Annotated in this window: 15 protein-coding genes; 3 read left to right on the forward strand and 12 right to left on the reverse strand. The window is 62.7% G+C overall.

Annotation, left to right across the window (positions count from 1 at the left end; genetic code table 11):
* Positions 1-61 precede the first annotated feature (61 nt).
* The 5 genes from ACE3O2_RS06800 to ACE3O2_RS06820 all read right to left on the reverse strand — a co-directional run bounded on the left by ACE3O2_RS06800 (position 62) and on the right by ACE3O2_RS06820 (position 4,814).
* Positions 62-1,000, reverse strand: a complete 939-nt coding sequence (locus ACE3O2_RS06800) for a uracil-DNA glycosylase family protein (RefSeq protein ID WP_374335960.1) — start codon at positions 998-1,000, stop codon at positions 62-64.
* Complete coding sequence (gene rimI / locus ACE3O2_RS06805) at positions 997-1,452, reverse strand: ribosomal protein S18-alanine N-acetyltransferase (protein WP_374335961.1); 456 nt, start codon at positions 1,450-1,452, stop codon at positions 997-999. Before rimI ends, ACE3O2_RS06800 begins: the two co-directional genes overlap by 4 nt.
* Positions 1,449-2,123: a tRNA (adenosine(37)-N6)-threonylcarbamoyltransferase complex dimerization subunit type 1 TsaB gene (gene tsaB / locus ACE3O2_RS06810; RefSeq protein WP_374335962.1), complete on the reverse strand. Its 675-nt coding sequence runs from the start codon at positions 2,121-2,123 to the stop codon at positions 1,449-1,451. The genes rimI and tsaB overlap by 4 nt, the downstream gene beginning before the upstream one ends.
* A 68-nt stretch (positions 2,124-2,191) precedes the next feature.
* On the reverse strand, positions 2,192-3,328 hold the full coding sequence (locus ACE3O2_RS06815) for a DUF1501 domain-containing protein (RefSeq protein WP_374335964.1): 1,137 nt from the start codon (positions 3,326-3,328) through the stop codon (positions 2,192-2,194).
* Positions 3,329-3,341: 13 nt separating this feature from the next.
* Positions 3,342-4,814 (reverse strand): DUF1800 family protein, encoded by a 1,473-nt coding sequence (locus ACE3O2_RS06820; RefSeq protein ID WP_374335966.1) that lies wholly within the window; start codon positions 4,812-4,814, stop codon positions 3,342-3,344.
* Between the two features lie 146 nt (positions 4,815-4,960).
* Here ACE3O2_RS06820 and radA point away from each other — a divergent pair, with 146 nt between their 5' ends.
* On the forward strand, positions 4,961-6,313 hold the full coding sequence (radA, locus tag ACE3O2_RS06825; RefSeq protein ID WP_168875647.1) for a DNA repair protein RadA: 1,353 nt from the start codon (positions 4,961-4,963) through the stop codon (positions 6,311-6,313).
* Positions 6,300-7,097 carry an Hpt domain-containing protein gene (locus tag ACE3O2_RS06830; protein ID WP_374335969.1) on the forward strand — a complete coding sequence of 266 codons (798 nt, stop codon included), beginning with the start codon at positions 6,300-6,302 and terminating at the stop codon, positions 7,095-7,097. Before radA ends, ACE3O2_RS06830 begins: the two co-directional genes overlap by 14 nt.
* Here ACE3O2_RS06830 and gluQRS read toward each other — a convergent pair.
* Both gluQRS and ACE3O2_RS06840 read right to left on the reverse strand, forming a co-directional pair.
* Positions 7,052-7,975 carry a tRNA glutamyl-Q(34) synthetase GluQRS gene (gene gluQRS, locus ACE3O2_RS06835; protein ID WP_374335971.1) on the reverse strand — a complete coding sequence of 308 codons (924 nt, stop codon included), beginning with the start codon at positions 7,973-7,975 and terminating at the stop codon, positions 7,052-7,054. The genes ACE3O2_RS06830 and gluQRS overlap by 46 nt on opposite strands.
* Positions 7,976-7,983: 8 nt before the next feature.
* Positions 7,984-9,774 carry an ABC transporter ATP-binding protein gene (locus ACE3O2_RS06840; protein WP_374335974.1) on the reverse strand — a complete coding sequence of 597 codons (1,791 nt, stop codon included), beginning with the start codon at positions 9,772-9,774 and terminating at the stop codon, positions 7,984-7,986.
* 230 nt (positions 9,775-10,004) lie between these two features.
* Here ACE3O2_RS06840 and ACE3O2_RS06845 point away from each other — a divergent pair, with 230 nt between their 5' ends.
* Positions 10,005-11,246, forward strand: a complete 1,242-nt coding sequence (locus tag ACE3O2_RS06845) for an aspartate kinase (RefSeq protein WP_168875643.1) — start codon at positions 10,005-10,007, stop codon at positions 11,244-11,246.
* Between the two features lie 75 nt (positions 11,247-11,321).
* On the opposite strand, the gene ACE3O2_RS06850 is transcribed toward ACE3O2_RS06845, so the two are convergent.
* From ACE3O2_RS06850 to ACE3O2_RS06870, 5 genes are all read right to left on the reverse strand, one after another.
* On the reverse strand, positions 11,322-11,846 hold the full coding sequence (locus tag ACE3O2_RS06850) for a GNAT family N-acetyltransferase (RefSeq protein ID WP_374335977.1): 525 nt from the start codon (positions 11,844-11,846) through the stop codon (positions 11,322-11,324).
* Positions 11,846-12,946: a D-alanine--D-alanine ligase gene (ddlA, locus tag ACE3O2_RS06855; protein WP_374335980.1), complete on the reverse strand. Its 1,101-nt coding sequence runs from the start codon at positions 12,944-12,946 to the stop codon at positions 11,846-11,848. The genes ACE3O2_RS06850 and ddlA overlap by 1 nt, the downstream gene beginning before the upstream one ends.
* A 51-nt stretch (positions 12,947-12,997) precedes the next feature.
* A complete protein-coding gene (locus ACE3O2_RS06860) occupies positions 12,998-14,314 on the reverse strand; it encodes a replication-associated recombination protein A (RefSeq protein ID WP_374335982.1) in 1,317 nt (438 codons plus the stop codon).
* Between the two features lies 1 nt (position 14,315).
* Positions 14,316-14,930 (reverse strand): outer membrane lipoprotein chaperone LolA, encoded by a 615-nt coding sequence (lolA, locus tag ACE3O2_RS06865; protein ID WP_205881868.1) that lies wholly within the window; start codon positions 14,928-14,930, stop codon positions 14,316-14,318.
* A gap of 96 nt (positions 14,931-15,026) precedes the next feature.
* Positions 15,027-15,608, reverse strand: coding sequence for an outer membrane lipoprotein carrier protein LolA (locus ACE3O2_RS06870; protein WP_374335986.1), 582 nt, complete (start codon positions 15,606-15,608; stop codon positions 15,027-15,029).
* Positions 15,609-15,682: the final 74 nt, after the last annotated feature.

Below are 15,682 nucleotides of genomic sequence, written 5' to 3' on the forward strand. Positions count from 1 at the left end.
CGGCTTGTTACGCCGCCAGCGGCATCGAGAGGGCGAACTATACCGGCCTCCTGCCTTGGCGTCAAGCCTGCGCTGGCGGGTTTTTGTGGCCAAGCCAGGTGCGGCGGGCCAGCAGCAGGTCTTGCCAGCTCTTGGCCTTGTCCGGCAGGTTGCGCAGCAGGTAGGCCGGGTGGTAGCTGACGATCAGCGGTATCTGCTGATAGTGGTGTACCTTGCCGCGCAGGGCGGCGATGCTGCTCTCCGACTGCAGCAGGGTGTTGGCGGCAAAGCGGCCCAGTGCCAGGATCACGCGCGGCTGCAGCAGCTCCACCTGCCGCTGCAGGTACTGGCTGCAGGCCTGTACTTCGTCCGGTTGCGGGTCGCGGTTGGCGGGCGGGCGGCATTTCAGCACGTTGGCGATGTAGACGTTCTCGCCGCGCGTGAGCTGCAGCGCGGCCAGCATATTGTCCAGCAGTTGCCCGGCAGGGCCGACAAAGGGTTCGCCACGGCGGTCTTCCTCGGCACCGGGGGCTTCGCCCACAATCAGCCATTCGGCCTTGCGGTCGCCCACGCCAAACACGGTCTGGGTGCGGCTTTGGCACAGGCCACAGGCGCGGCAATCGCGTACTTGCTCTGCCAGCGGTTCCCAGTCCAGATGCGCCCAGGCGGAGGGGGCAGCAACGGGCGCGGCGACCGTAGCTGCCGGAGCTTCGGCTGAGGCGGGCGGGCCGTCCTCCACCGGGCGGGCGCGGCCACGGGCGGCCGCCAGCGCATCGGCCAGACCTCGAGCCGCGGCGTTGTTGAGCGGGCGGGCAGGGGCTGCCGGGGTAGTGGCTGGCGCTGCGATCTCTGCGACGGGCGCGGGTGTCGTCTGCAGGCGCGGTTCCGGTGTGGCGATGGGTTCCAGCTGTGTTGGGGCAGCTTCGGCCACTGCGGGCTGCAGCGCTGCGCTGCTGCCGCGTGGCAGCCATACTGGGCTCAGCTCCAGTACGCTCAGCAGCGCCGGGTCATGCGGATTCATGCGGCCTCCAGCTGCAGCACCATGCAGTCGGCGTCTTCACGGCCACCGTGAATGGGGTAGTAGTTGCGGCGTATGCCTGCCGACTGAAAGCCGAGCCGGGTGTAGAGGGCGCGGGCAGGCTGGTTGCTGGCGCGCACTTCCAGAAACACCTTGTGGATGCCTTCTGCCGCCAGTGTGGTGAGCAGGCTGCGCAGGAAGGTGCGCGCGATGCCTTGCCCTTGCTGGCTGGCGGCCACGGCGATGTTGAGCAGGCTGGCTTCGTCCAGCACCGGCTGGATGATGGCAAAGGCCAGCAGCTCGCCATCCTGCACATAGCCGTAGACGCGGTCGCCCAGCTCCAGCGAGCCCTGAAACTGGTTGCGGTTCCACGGCCAGGGGCCAGCTGCGGCGTCCAGCTCCACCAGCGCATCCAGATCATGCTGCCCCAGGCGCTGAATTTGTGGCGTGCTCATGCCTTTTCCCGCTCGCGGGTGGTGAGCGCCACTTTATCGCGCAGGTAGACCAGCCCGGCCTCCGATGCTGGTACGGCTTCGCCGCGCTGGAAGGCGGTAGCGGCCAGCTGTGCCAGTTCACGCGCATGCGGCAGGCGCTGGGTATCCACCACCTGCAGCTGCGGCGCACGGGCCTGCAAGCCGGGCTGCGCGGCAAAGCCATTGCCGACGCCATGCCAGCCGTCTTCTTCTGGCAGCGGAAGTTGCTCCGGGTTGTACAGGCCATCGGGCAGCACGTTTTCCCAGCCTGTGGCCGTGCGGCGGTAGCGGCCAGCGTAGAGCTGGTTCATGCGGGCGTCGAGGCAGGCCAGTACCTGATTGGCGTCCACCGAAGCCGCCAGCGCGGCGAGGGTGGAGAGGCCAATCAGCGGTTTATCCAAGGCGTAGCCCAAGCCTTGCGCCACCCCGCAGCCGATCCGCAGGCCGGTAAAGGAGCCAGGGCCGACCGGGTAGGCGATGGCATCCAGCTGCTGCGGGCTGCAACCGGCTTCGGCCAGCAATTGCTGGATCAGCGGCACGGTGAGTGAGGAATGCTGCTGCCCAGCCGGGCAGGCGTGATCGAGCGTGGCTCCGTCTTGCCACAGGGCGAGCGAGAGCTGCTCAGTCGAGGTATCAATGGCCAGTATGCGCATGGCCGCTATTGTACGGGAAAGCCCCGCGCCGTGGGGGCGGGGCTGCCCGTTGGCCGCGGGGCAAGCGCTCAGATGAAGGCGACGGGTGAATAGCGTTGCCCCAGCACCCGGCTGCTGTCGCTGTTCCACCAGCGGTCGATTACGCTGGCGTAGACGCTGCGAAAGTCGATCTGGTAGCGCAGGTTGCCGTTGTCCAGATCGTGCAGGCGCGGGCCTTCGCCGTGAAAGCCGCCCTTGACGCGGCCACCCAGCGCAAAGTGCACATTGGCCATGCCGTGATCGGTGCCGCCACTTTCGTTTTCAGCCACCCGGCGGCCAAACTCGGCATAGGTAAGGATCAGGGTGTCGTTCCATTTGCCCATTGTCTGCAGGGCCTGGCTCAGGGCCGCGAGGCCATCGGCCAGTTCGCCCAGCAGCCGGTCCTGAGTGGCCAGCTGATTGGTATGGGTGTCAAAGCTGCCCAGTGTCAGGCGGAAGGCGGCCACCTGGCTATTGCCGGCGATCAGCTGGGCCACGCGCTTGAGGTCGCTGCCGAAGCCGGTCTTGGGAAATTCGGTGTCCACCTTGCCGTAGTGCAGGCCGCGTGCGGCAGTGCCAATATCGGTTTCCACCTTCAGCAAATGCTCCAGCGCGCTGACCTGCTGGCCGGCCATGCCGTCTTCCATCATGCCGCCTTCCAGCTTGCGGCTGCCGAGCACCACGGTGCGCGAGCGCCCCAACAGCGGGCCAAGGGTCTGGCTGCCGAGGATGGCGGCGTCGGCTGCGTAGCTGGCGGGCACCCGCTCGCTGCTGAATTGGCGGGTCAGCCAGCCATCGGGCAGGTAGCTCTGGCTATCGCTGGCGGTGTCCCAGATTTCAATGGAGCGAAAGTGGGACTGATTGGGCTGCGGGTAGCCCACATTGTGCAGAATGGCTAGCTGTTGCTGCTGCCAGAGGGGCATCAGCGGCTGCAGTTTCGGGTGCAGGCCCAGTTGCCCGTTCAGCTGCAGGATCTGGTCACGGGGCAGGGCCAGCTTGGGGCGCAGCTTGGCGTACAGCGGGTCGGCATAGGGTACGACGGTATTGAGGCCGTCGTTGCCGCCTTTGAGCTCAATCAGGATTAGCGGCTTGCGGTAGTCCTTGCCATCCCGGGCCCAGGCCGTACCCGGCAGGGTGGAGAGCAGGGCGCTGGCAGACAGGGCTTGCAGAAAGTGTCGGCGTTGCATGTGGGGCTCCTTGTTACTTCAGCTGGTAGGCTGGGCTCAGCACCAGCTGCAGCAGCCAGTCTTCATTCATCGGCTCAGTCGCATCTTTCATGCCGCTGGCCGGTAGCGGCAGCAGCGTGAGTTGCACCTGCTGTCGCCCTGTCGGGCTGTCCGGAAACTGGTGCAGCCATTGCTGACCATTGATGTCGATGCGGCTGAGCGCCCGGGTCAGTACCTGGGCCTGACGTTCACCCTTGCTCATCTCGCCCTTGCCCATGGGTGCATCCGCCATTTGCGGGGTGGGCATCGGCAAGTCGCGCCCCCGGAAAATCTGGTCGAGGAACTGACGGCGGGCCTGCAGGGTGGCGGTGTTGATCCAGTCATTGCCGCCCGGCCAGCCCTTGACGTTGGGCGGGTTGAACAGCTCTTGCCCCATGCCGCCGGCGGCACGCACCAGGGCCTGACTGCCGGAGAGATGTGGCTGGAACTGACGCAGGGTCCCCACCACCAGCTCAACCGGTGATTTCACCAGCGTGCCACGGTTTTTCGGGTCCCAGAAGGCCGGGCTGAGCAGCATGCGCCGCAGCAGAGGCTTCATCTCCAGCTGATCCTGACGGAATTGCTTTGCCAGTCGCTGTACTTCCTTGTCGTCCGGGTTGGGGGAGACGAATTCGCGCCACAGGCGGCGGGTGACGTATTCTGCGGTGGCCGGTTGTTGCAGGATACGGTCAATGAAAGCATCCGGGTCATAGCGGCCACGCTGGCCAAACAGGGTTTTCTCGCCGCTGTCGTGCCGCTTGGGCGCAAAGATGGCTTCGCCGTTTGCCGGGTTGAGGGTGAGCCCGGTGAGGGCCCGCGCCCCTTCGCGGATGTCCTGCTCGGTGTAGTGGCCCTCACCCAGTGCAAACAGCTCCATCACCTCGCGGGCATAGTTTTCGTTGGGCTGTTCCTTCTTGCTGCGGGCATTGTCCAGGTAGACCAGCATGGCGGGGTCGCGCGTGACCGCATGCAGCAGGGTGCCGAAGTTGCCCAGCGCGTGTTGCCGCAGCAACAGGTTTTGCTTGTAGATCAGCACCGGCTCTTTCACCTTGTCCAGGCTGGAGGTGAAGTGGTTGTGCCACAGCAAGGTCAGGCGCTCGGTGAGCGGTGAACGGGTGGTCAGCATTTCGCCCAGCCACCAGTCCTGCAATTGCGCACCTTGCTGCCGCAGGGTACGGCGGAAGTCCCGCTTGGCGTCTTCACTCAGCGACTTGATGGCTGAGGGCGGGGTATACTGCACAATCTCGGCAGGCGGCTCGGTTTCAGGGCGGGTCTGCACACTGCTCAGCAGGCGATCCACCCCTTCTTCCCGGCTGAGCAGCGCGTACTGCTGAATGGCCCGGTAATCCGGGCTGAAACCGGTGCGGTTGAGCAGATGGCGCGCTTCGTCTTCGCCCATGCCTTTGGCCAGCAGCACGCCAGCGTGCAGGCCAAGCAGCAGGGGCAGGGTTCGCAGAACAGCATGCATGGTAAGGGCTCCATTTCAGGGTGATCTCACTGTAGCACTGCCACCATGCAGAAAGCATGTCCATGATTGCTACAGACGTATCAGCCTGTGACGGGCGGTAAAAAATTGTAATCCGCACCCCGTACGGTGCAAGAAGGACGAGACGAATGGTCAAGGCCAAGGTGCAGTATGTGTGCAATGCCTGTGGTGGCAGTTCGCCCAAGTGGCAGGGGCAGTGCCCGCATTGCAACAGCTGGAACAGTTTGCAGGAAACCGCTGTAGAGACGCGCGGCAGCCGTTTTCAGGGGCTGGCAGCGGCCAGCCAGCTGCTGCCGCTGGAGCAGGTGGAGGCTCAGGATGTGCCGCGTCGGCCCACAGGGATCGGTGAGTTCGACCGCGTACTGGGGGGCGGGCTGGTGGAGGGGGGCGTGGTGCTGCTGGGCGGTGACCCCGGCATTGGCAAGTCTACCTTGTTGCTACAGGCGCTCAGTGCCGTGGCCGACCAGATGCGGGTGGTGTACGTTAGCGGTGAGGAGTCGGCCCAGCAGGTGGCGCTGCGTGCCAAGCGGCTGGCGCTGCCGTCGAAGGGCATTCAGCTGCTGGCGGAAATCCAGCTGGAGCGCATTCTGGCCACGCTGGAGGCCCACAAGCCCCATCTGGCTGTGATTGACTCGATCCAGACCGTCTACTCGGACAGCCTCAACTCCGCTCCCGGCAGCGTGGCCCAGGTGCGGGAATGCTCGGCACAGCTTACCCGCTATGCCAAACAGAGCGGCACCACGCTGGTGCTGGTCGGGCATGTGACCAAGGAGGGAGCACTGGCGGGTCCCCGGGTGCTGGAGCATATTGTCGATACCGTACTGTATTTTGAAGGCGACACCCATTCCAGCTTCCGGCTGGTACGTGCCTTCAAGAACCGCTTTGGTGCGGTCAACGAACTGGGCGTGTTTGCCATGACCGAGCGCGGGCTGCGCGGGGTGAGCAATCCCTCGGCACTGTTTCTCTCGGGGCATGCCGAGCCGGTGGCGGGCAGCTGCGTGCTGGTGACACAGGAAGGCACGCGCCCGCTGCTGGTGGAAGTACAGGCGCTGGTGGACGATGCCCACGCCTTGAACCCGAAACGACTGGCCAATGGTATGGAACAGAACCGTTTGGCCTTGCTGTTGGCGGTATTGCATCGGCATACTGGTCTGGCTTTGTTCGACCAGGATGTGTTCCTCAATGCCGTGGGTGGGGTGCGCATCAGCGAGCCGGCTGCCGATCTGGCTATCTTGCTGGCCGTGGTATCGTCCTACAAGAACAAGCCGCTGCGGGACAAACTGGTGGTATTTGGTGAAGTGGGGTTGGCGGGGGAGATACGGCCGGTACAGCGCGGGCAGGAGCGCTTGCGTGAGGCCGCCAAGCTGGGCTTTACCCATGCCATCGTTCCGGCGGCCAATGCCCCCAAGCAGGCGATCGAGGGCATGACAGTGCTCTCAATCGCCCGTCTGGAGCAGGCATTGCAACATGCCTTTGATTGAAGCTGAACAGGAGTCCCGCATGTGGCAGGCGCAGCAGGTCTGGTTGTTGCAGGGGGAGGTGGGCGCACAGGCCAGCCTGCCGCGCATGCTGCAACGTTTTGGCTGCCGGGTGCACCTGTCCCGGCTGGCTGAACCCCAGACCGCAGCCCCGGCTTGTGACCTGATCCTGCTGGATGCCCCCCCTGACGGCGAGGGTGTGCTGGCCACACTGCAGATGCTGGCCGTGTTGTGCCCGCAACCACAGCGCATGGTGTTGCAAGCCACTTCGGGGTTTCCGTCGGAGGCGGCCTGTCTGCAAGCGGGGGCGCAACGCGTTTGGCCCAAGCCGCTGGACATGGCGACGCTGGAATCGGTGCTGACCTTGCCCTATGCGCCCTTGCCGCTGGCGAACGATACCGCAGCAACCCCTGTTTCTCCCATGCAGCAGGCCATTGAGCAACAAGTATTGCAGCTGGGTGTACCGCTGCAGCTGGTGCAGGAAGCGGCGCGCCTGCTCTTGGCTCAGCTGCCCGAGCGGCTGGCTGCCTTGCAACTGAGCGTGCGGGAGCGGGATTACATCGTCACCCAGCAGCGTGCGCATAGCCTCAAAGGCGCTTTGGGCAACTTTATTGCCGTGTCGCCCTATGAGCCCTGCCGCCAGATTGACCTGCTGACCAAGGCCAAAGGCGACTGGCCTGCCATTGAAGCGCAATTGGCGATTCTGCTGCAGGATTATCCGGTGTTTGCGGACACGCTGACTCAGATGCTGGATGCATTACCTTCCAGCCCGGTGGGCGCGGGCTGATTGTCACGCGGTACCCGGTTGAGCTGCCAGTGGGTTATTGCCCACTGCTGCAGGGTCGCTACCTCGGCCCCTAGCAGGGCTTCTGGCGGGTGTTGCCCCAGAAACTGCAAGGCCAGCCACCATAGCTGCGGCGCGTGCGCGGCATCCACCGGCAGTGCCAGGTTCTGCTTGCTCAACTTTTGCCCTTGCTGGCTCAATGCCAGCGGCAGATGGGCATAGTGCGGCGTGGGTCGGTGCAGTAATTGTTGCAGCCAGATTTGCCGTGGCGTGGAGTGCAGCAGATCCACCCCGCGAATGACCTCGGTCACACCCTGCTCGGCATCATCCACCACCACCGCCAGCTGATAGGCAAACAGGCCATCAGCCCGGCGCAGGATGAAATCCCCCAGATCGCGGTGCAGATTGTATTGCAGGTGGCCGCGAATGCGGTCGCGGAAGTGGATGGGACTGTCCAGCGTGCGAACGCGCCAGCCGCGTAGCTCGTCACCACGCATGCCGTTGCGACAGGTATCCGGATAGACCGGACCTTCCACCCCGGCGTGGGCCAGTGAGGCAACATCCTTGCGCGAACAGCCACAGGGGTAAACCCAGCCTGCGGTTTCCAGCTGCTGCAGGGCGGCCAGGTAGTGCTCGTGACGGCGGCTTTGCCACAGCACCTCGCCATCCCAATGCAAGCCTAGCGCCTCCAGGGTGTGCAGGATGTGCTCAGCGGCACCCGGTTGCTCACGCGGCGGGTCGAGGTCTTCCATGCGGACCAGCCAGCGCCCGCCGTGCTGGCGGGCATCGACATAGCTGGCGATCGCCGCCAGTACCGACCCGAAGTGCAACAGACCGGTCGGCGAGGGGGCAAAGCGGCCAACGTAGGGCGGGCTGCTCATGGTTTAGCTCAGAGGGCGGCCAGGCCCAGATCATTGCCCGGGTCACGCTGGCCCGTCTGCAGGCGCCACAGGCTGGCATAGCTGCCATTGGCTGCCACCAGCTGGTCATGGGTGCCGTGCTCGACGATACGGCCTTGCTCCAGCACATAGATGCAATGGGCGTTGCGAATGGTGGAGAGGCGATGCGCAATCATCAGCGTGGTGCGACCGACCACCAGATGATCCAGCGAGCGCTGGATGGCGGCTTCGGTCTCGTTGTCCACCGCCGAGGTGGCCTCGTCCAGCACCAGAATCGGCGGGTCTTTCAGCACCGCCCGCGCCAGTGCGATGCGCTGACGCTGTCCACCGGAGAGCTTTTGCCCGCGCTCACCCACCCGGGTATCGTAGCCTTGCGGCAACTGGCTGATGAAGGCATGTGCTTCGGCAGCCTGGGCGGCGGCGATGATCTGCTCGCGGCTGGCCTCCGGCAAGCCGTAGGCAATGTTCTCGGCTACCGTGCCATCGGTGAGAAAGGTGTCCTGGCTGACGTAACCGATGGCGCGGCGCAGGTCTTGCAGGTCCAGCTGCTGGATGTCTTGCCCGTCGAGGGTGATGCGGCCTTGCTGGGCGGTATAAAAGCGCAGCAACAGCTTGATCAGTGTACTCTTGCCGGAGCCGGTGCTGCCGACAAACGCCACCGTCTGCCCGGCGGGAACCGTCACCTCCACGCCATCCAGTACCGCTTGCTCGCCATAGGCGAAATGCAGGCCTTCAAACTGCAGCTTGCCTTTGACCGTACCCCGCGACAGGGTTTGACCGCCATAGGGGATGTGCAGCGGCGTCTCCAGCAGGTTCAGCACCCGCTGCGTCGAGGCCATTGAGCGTTGATAGAGATCAGTGATTTCGGCGAGGCCCGTCAGTGGCCACAGCAGGCGCTGGGTGAGGAACACCAGCACGCTGTAGCCGCCTACGGCCAGCTCCCCGCTCAAGGTCAGCATGCCGCCATAAACCAGGGTTGCCACAAAGCCGGACAGGATGGCCATGCGGATCACCGGGGTGATGGCCGAGGAAAAGCGGATTGCTGCCCGGTTGTGCTCGCGGTAGATGTTGCTGGCGGCCTCAATGTGCTCGGCCTCACGCTCTTCGGCGGCAAAGCTCTTGATGGTGGCAATGCCCAGCAGATTGTTGTTCAGCCGGCCATTCAACACCCCGGCGGCTTCTCGCACTACGGCATAACGCGGCTCCAGCCGACGCTGGAACCAGAAGGCACCGTAGAGAATCAGCGGCACCGGCAGTAGCGCGATCAGCGCAATCTTGGGTGCCAGTACAAAGAACACCGCGCTAACCAGGATGGAGGAGCAAAATACCTGGATGATGGCATTGATGCCGCCATTGAGGAAGCGCTCCATCTGGTTGATGTCATCATTGAGGATGCCCAGCAGTTTGCCGGTGCTCTGGTTCTCAAAGTAATTCATGTCCAGCTGCTGAACATGGCGGTAGGCATCCATGCGCAAGCCATGCTGGATGGTCTGCGCCAGGTTGCGCCACTTCACCTCATACAGATACTGGAACAGCGACTCGCCCCCCCAGATCAACACGGTGAGCAGACCCAGCAGCAGCAACTGCATGCTGACACTGCTCAGGCCCATGCGGGCGAGGAAGGAATCCTGCCGGTTGACCACCACATCCACCGCCACCCCGATCAGCACTTCCGGCAGCACATCAAAGAATTTGTTGAGGATGGAGTAGCTGGTGCCCAGCACGATGTCACGGCGGTGCGGGCGGGTATATTGCAACAGGCGGCGTAATGGAGAAGTCATGGGAAATGGCGGGGCAGTCAGCAAGGCGACAGTGTACTCCCGCTGGGCGGGCTCGCGTCAAATGCGTGCCTGACCGGGATAGTACGGAGTGTCATGTAACCCCGATGACTTTACAATCCGGGGTTATATGCGAACAGGCATTTTTTTCTAAGCGCAGGTCGCCGCAAACGGCGTGCCTGCAGTAGAATAAACCCTCTTTTGACTAGTTGATTCTGCATCGGAAACAGGCAATGGCGCTCATCGTACAGAAATACGGCGGAACCTCGGTTGGTACGCCGGAACGAATCAAGAACGTCGCCAAGCGGGTCGCCCGGTTCAAGCAAGCCGGACACCAGCTGGTGGTGGTCGTCTCCGCCATGAGCGGCGAAACCAACCGCCTGATTGCCCTCGCCAAGGAAGTGCAGGCCAGCCCGGACCCGCGTGAACTGGATGTGATGGTCTCCACTGGAGAGCAAGTCACCATCGCGCTGCTGGCCATGGCCCTGCAAGACCTCGGATACAAAGCCAAAAGCTACACCGGCGGGCAGGTGTGCATTCGTACCGACGATGCCTATACCAAGGCACGTATTGAACATATTGACACCGAGCGCATGCGCTCGGATCTCGACAACGACACCATCGTGATCGTGGCGGGCTTCCAGGGCATGGACCCCGGCGGCAACATCACCACGCTGGGCCGGGGCGGCTCGGACACCACCGGTGTGGCACTGGCGGCTGCACTCAAGGCAGACGAGTGCCAGATCTATACCGACGTGGACGGGGTATACACCACCGATCCGCGCATCGTACCGGAAGCCAAACGGCTGCCGACCGTCACCTTTGAAGAGATGCTGGAAATGGCCAGCCTCGGCTCCAAGGTGCTGCAAATCCGCTCGGTAGAATTTGCCGGCAAATACAAGGTCAAGCTGCGTGTGCTGTCCAGCTTCATGGACGACCCGGGCGAAGGTACCCTGATTACGTTTGAGGAAGAAGACTCCATGGAAAAACCGATCGTCTCCGGCATCGCCTTCAACCGCGACGAAGCCAAGATTACCGTGCGCGGTGTACCGGACAAGCCGGGCATCGCCTTCCAGATCCTCGGCCCGGTAGCGGATGCCAATGTGGATGTGGACATGATCATCCAGAACATCAGCCACGACGGCACTACGGACTTCTCCTTTACCGTGCACCGTAATGACTTCCAGAAGGCCAAGGCCATCCTGGAAGAGAGCCTCTCCCACATCGGTGGCGCCAGCGTGACCGGCTCGGCAGACATCGCCAAGGTGTCAGTGGTGGGTATCGGCATGCGTTCCCACGCCGGTGTCGCCAGCACCATGTTCCGTGCGCTGGCCGAAGAGGGCATCAACATCCAGATGATCACCACCTCCGAGATCAAGATTTCCGTCGGCATCGACGAGAAATACATGGAGCTGGCGGTGCGCGTGCTGCACAAGGCCTTCGAGCTGGACAAGGAAACCCAGCCGCTGGCGTAAGCAAGTTGGCGCTGTGGATAAACAAAAAGGCCCGAAAGGGCCTTTTTGCATGGAGGTTGCTTAGGCTGAGTTTGTTCAATCGGGCTGCAGCGTGCGGGTGAGAATGTAGTCCAGCGTGCCCTCATCGGTGACGCTGCGCGTGATTTGAAACCCCAGCCGCGATGCCAATGCCAGCGAGGGCTGGTTGCGGGCATCAATCTGCAGCGAGAGGGTTTGCAGGTCATGCCGTTGCTGCAAATGGGCAATCAGCCCGAGCATGGCCTCAGTAGCGAAACCCTGCCCCCAGTACGCGGGTGCCAGCACATAGGCCAACTCGGCATGCTGGCGAGCCGGGTAGACCGTGGCCTGGACATAGCCCATGGGCGTGAGCGCATCACTGGCAAACACAATGTAATTCAGCCAGATTTCCTCCACATCACCACTGCCTGCTGCCAGACGACGATAGCGCTGGCGCAGGCCGTCTGCATCCGGAAAACGGGTATCCGGCATCCAGGCATACAGACGATCATCCTGCAGCACAGTCTGCATGGCATCGGCGTGTACCTCGCAAAGCGCCTCCAGACGAAGGCGCGGCGTGAGGAGGATGGACGGCTCAATCATCAGGTGATGGAAGTCTTGAGAGCTTGATCTTGCTGATGCCGGGCCAGTGCCAGGTCTATCAGTTCACTGATCAGCGCGGTGTAGGGCAGGCCGCTGGCTTCCCACAGCTTGGGATACATGCTGATGTTGGTGAAGCCGGGCAGGGTGTTGAGCTCGTTGATGTAGATGTGCTGTTCTGCCGTGACAAAGAAGTCCACCCGTGCCATGCCGCGACACTCCAGCGCTTGGAAGGCCTGCACCGCCAGGTCTTGCAAGGTGGCCTGAATGTCCGTGGCAATGTCTGCCGGGATCACCGTGGCCGCGCCATCTTCGCTGATGTACTTGGTGTTGTACGAGTAGAAGCCTTCCTTGAGGATGACGATCTCACCGCATACACTGGCACGCGCTTGTTCATTGCCCAATACCGCACACTCGATCTCCCGCCCAACAATCGCCTGCTCCACCAACACCTTGTGGTCGAACTGAAAGGCAAAATCCAGCGCATCCTCATACTCGGCTTGCGTGCTTGCCTTGCTGACTCCGACCGAAGAACCTTGGTTGGCGGGTTTGATGAACAGGGGCAGGCCAAGCTGTGCGGTGACCGCAGCAAAGTCAGTTTTGCTACGGGATGTGCGGGTCAGGGTGATGAAGGGCACCACCGGCAAACCCGCATCGCGCAGCAGGCGTTTGGCCACATCCTTGTCCATGCATACTGCCGAACCCAGCACGCCACAGCCTACAAACGGCAGGTTGGCCATGCGCAGCAAGCCCTGCAAGGAGCCATCCTCGCCCTGTGTACCATGCACGATGGGGAACACCACATCCAGCTGGGACAGCGGATTGGCTGTTCGGGCGTGCACCAGCTGCTGTTGCGCGCTACCCGGAATCATCGCCAGTGCCTCACCCGACGGGTTGAAGGCAATGCGGGCTGGATCATCCGCGTGCTGCAGGTAACTGTGCTCATCGCTGATATGCCACTGTCCCTGCTTGTCGATACCGATCAGCGACACCTCAAAGCGATTGCGGTCGATCGCCTGATAGATGTTCCGTGCCGATTGCAACGAGACCTCATGTTCGGTGGACTGCCCACCAAAAAACAGCCCTACCCGTATTTTCGTCATGTGTGATCCTGTATAGGGTTGTGTGCTAGCGTGGGGCAAGGCAGCGTACTGTCATGCTTGGCTTTTGCCGGCAGCCTCATCATCCCACTTGCGCAGTTGTGCCAGCTTCTCGCCGATCTTGCTCTCCAGTCCGCGCGGGGTGGGCTGGTACCAGTGTGGGGCGGGCATGTCGTCCGGCAGGTAGGTTTCTCCTGCTGCGTAGGCATGGGGCTCGTCGTGGGCGTAGCGGTAGGCGTGGCCGTAGCCGAGTTCTTTCATCAGCTTGGTCGGTGCATTGCGCAGGTGTACCGGCACGCTGCGGCTCTTGTCCTGTTTGACGAAGGCTTTGGCCTGGTTGTAGGCCGTGTAGCCAGCATTGCTTTTGGCGGCCACGGCGAGATAGATCACCGCTTGTGCCAAGGCCAGTTCGCCTTCGGGGGAGCCCAGCCGCTCGTAGGTCAACGCGGCGTCGTTGGCGATCTGCATGGCGCGTGGGTCGGCCAGGCCGATGTCCTCCCACGCCATGCGGATGATGCGGCGGGCGAGGTAGAGCGGGTCGGCGCCGCCATCGAGCATGCGGCACAGCCAGTACAGCGCACCATCCGGGCTGGAGCCGCGTACGGACTTGTGCAGGGCGGAAATCTGGTCGTAGAACTGATCGCCACCCTTGTCAAACCGGCGGGCATTGAGGGTGAGGGCTTCTTGCAGGAAGGCGCTGTCCACCTGCTCAATGCCGGAGGTCCGCGCCGCCGTGCGGCATTGCTCCAGCAGATTGAGGAAGCGGCGGGCGTCGCCATCGGCGTAGCCGACCAGGGTATCCAGCGCGGCATCGTCCAGTTGCAGATCGCTCACAGCGCTATGCTGTGCCCGCTGCCACAGCTGCTTCAGCTCTTCGTCACTCAAGGGCTGCAGTACGTAGACCTGGGCGCGCGAGAGCAGGGCGGCGTTGACCTCAAAGGAGGGGTTCTCGGTGGTGGCACCGATAAAGGTGATCAGCCCGGATTCGGCGTAGGGCAGCAGCGCATCCTGCTGCGATTTGTTGAAGCGGTGTATTTCATCGACAAACAGGATGGTGTGCCGACCTTGCTGCAGATTGTGCTCGGCTTGCTCCATCGCCGCGCGGATGTCCTTCACGCCGGAGAACACCGCAGAAAGTGCAATGAAGGCGCAATCAAAGCTCTGCGCAGTCAAGCGGGCCAGGGTGGTTTTGCCGACGCCGGGTGGTCCCCACAGGATCATGGAGTGCGGTTTGCCGGATTGAAACGCCAGCCGCAAGGGCTTGCCGTCCCCCAGCAGGTGGCGCTGGCCTATTACCTCATCAATATGCTGCGGGCGCAGCGCCTCGGCCAGCGGTGGTGGCGGCGTTTGGCTGAACAGGTCTCCAGTCATCTCAGCCCTTGTCCTTGATGACATCAGCCCCCTTGGGTGGGGTGAACTCAAAGCGTTTGGGGTCCAGCTTGGGGTTGCGCTGGATCTGGCTGAAGTCGACCGTGGTGGTCTGGCCGAACTGGTCTTGCATCACCATGCGCTTGAGCTGGTTCTCGGTAAAGCCCAGCTCAATCTGCTTGAAGGTGCTTTCTGCATCCTTGGGGGTGGCAATCACCCACTCCAGGCCATCATGACTACCCGCCGCTTTGAGGCTGAAGCCCTTTTCCAGCTCATTGGAGCCTGCCAGCAGGGCAGCTGGGGTGTCGCCAATGGCGCGGGTGAGGTTGCGCTCGGTGACCTGCTCCAGATCGGGGTCGTACACCCAGACCTTTTTGGCATCGCTGACAATCAGCTGTGGGAAGGGCTTGAGGTATTCCCAGCGGAATTTGCCGGGGCGCTGCAGCTCGAAGGTGCCGCTGGATTGCTGGCGCTTCTGTTTGCCAACTACCGTCTGGGTGAATACGGCACTGGCGGATTGCCCCCCATCCAGAAACGCTTTCAGCTGGCTCATGCCATCGGCAGCGGCTACACCGGCCAATAACGGTAGGATCAGGGCGAGGCGGGACAACAGTTTCATGGATAAGGTGCTCATGTCGGTGAAATCAGGCAGCGCAGGCAGTCGCTGCCTATTGTTTCATGGATGGGGGCTTGTGCCATAGGGGATCGCGCAAGATTACAGCGGCGGGCAGGGCTGGAAGCGGCCAAACACATAGTGAGTGTGCTGCCCGTAACGATTGACGGTCACCATCTGGCGTATCTGTTGCTCGGCCAAGCCTAATTCAATACGTCGGAGTGGACTATGCGCCTGACGCGGAAGAGCGATTACCCATTCCAGTCCGTCGTGTGCCTTGGCGGCGGTCAAGGTGAAATCCTGCTGCAGCTTGTCCGGGTTGGCCAGATAGGCTTCGGGGAAGCTGCTCAGGGCGCTGTCCAGTGGCCAGATGTCCATCTTGTTACGCCGCCCGTCACCCCCCATGATTTCCTGCAGATTACCCACATACATCAGCCAGTTGGGCTGGCGGTATTCCATGCGGAACGTGCCAGGGCGCTGCAGCAGAAAGTCCCCCTCCATATAGTGCTCGCCAAACAGACTGCTGACTTCCGGCCCCAGACCTTTCTCGGCCACCGCCTTGGTGAAGCGGGCGCGCATGGGGGCGGTATCGGTGAGCCAGGCGTTCAACTGATCGAGGCCATCGGCCAAGGTCATGCCGGACAGCAAGGTGAGGCTCAAAGTCAGGTGATGCAGGGCGCGCACGGTACACTCCAGCAGTCAAAGTCAGGTTCAGAGTCGGGTCCAGCCATATTGTTCCTTGCAGTCTGGACAGAAGC

It is taken from the genome of Leeia sp., assembly GCF_041909055.1.
GTDB lineage: Bacteria > Pseudomonadota > Gammaproteobacteria > Burkholderiales > Leeiaceae > Leeia > Leeia aquatica.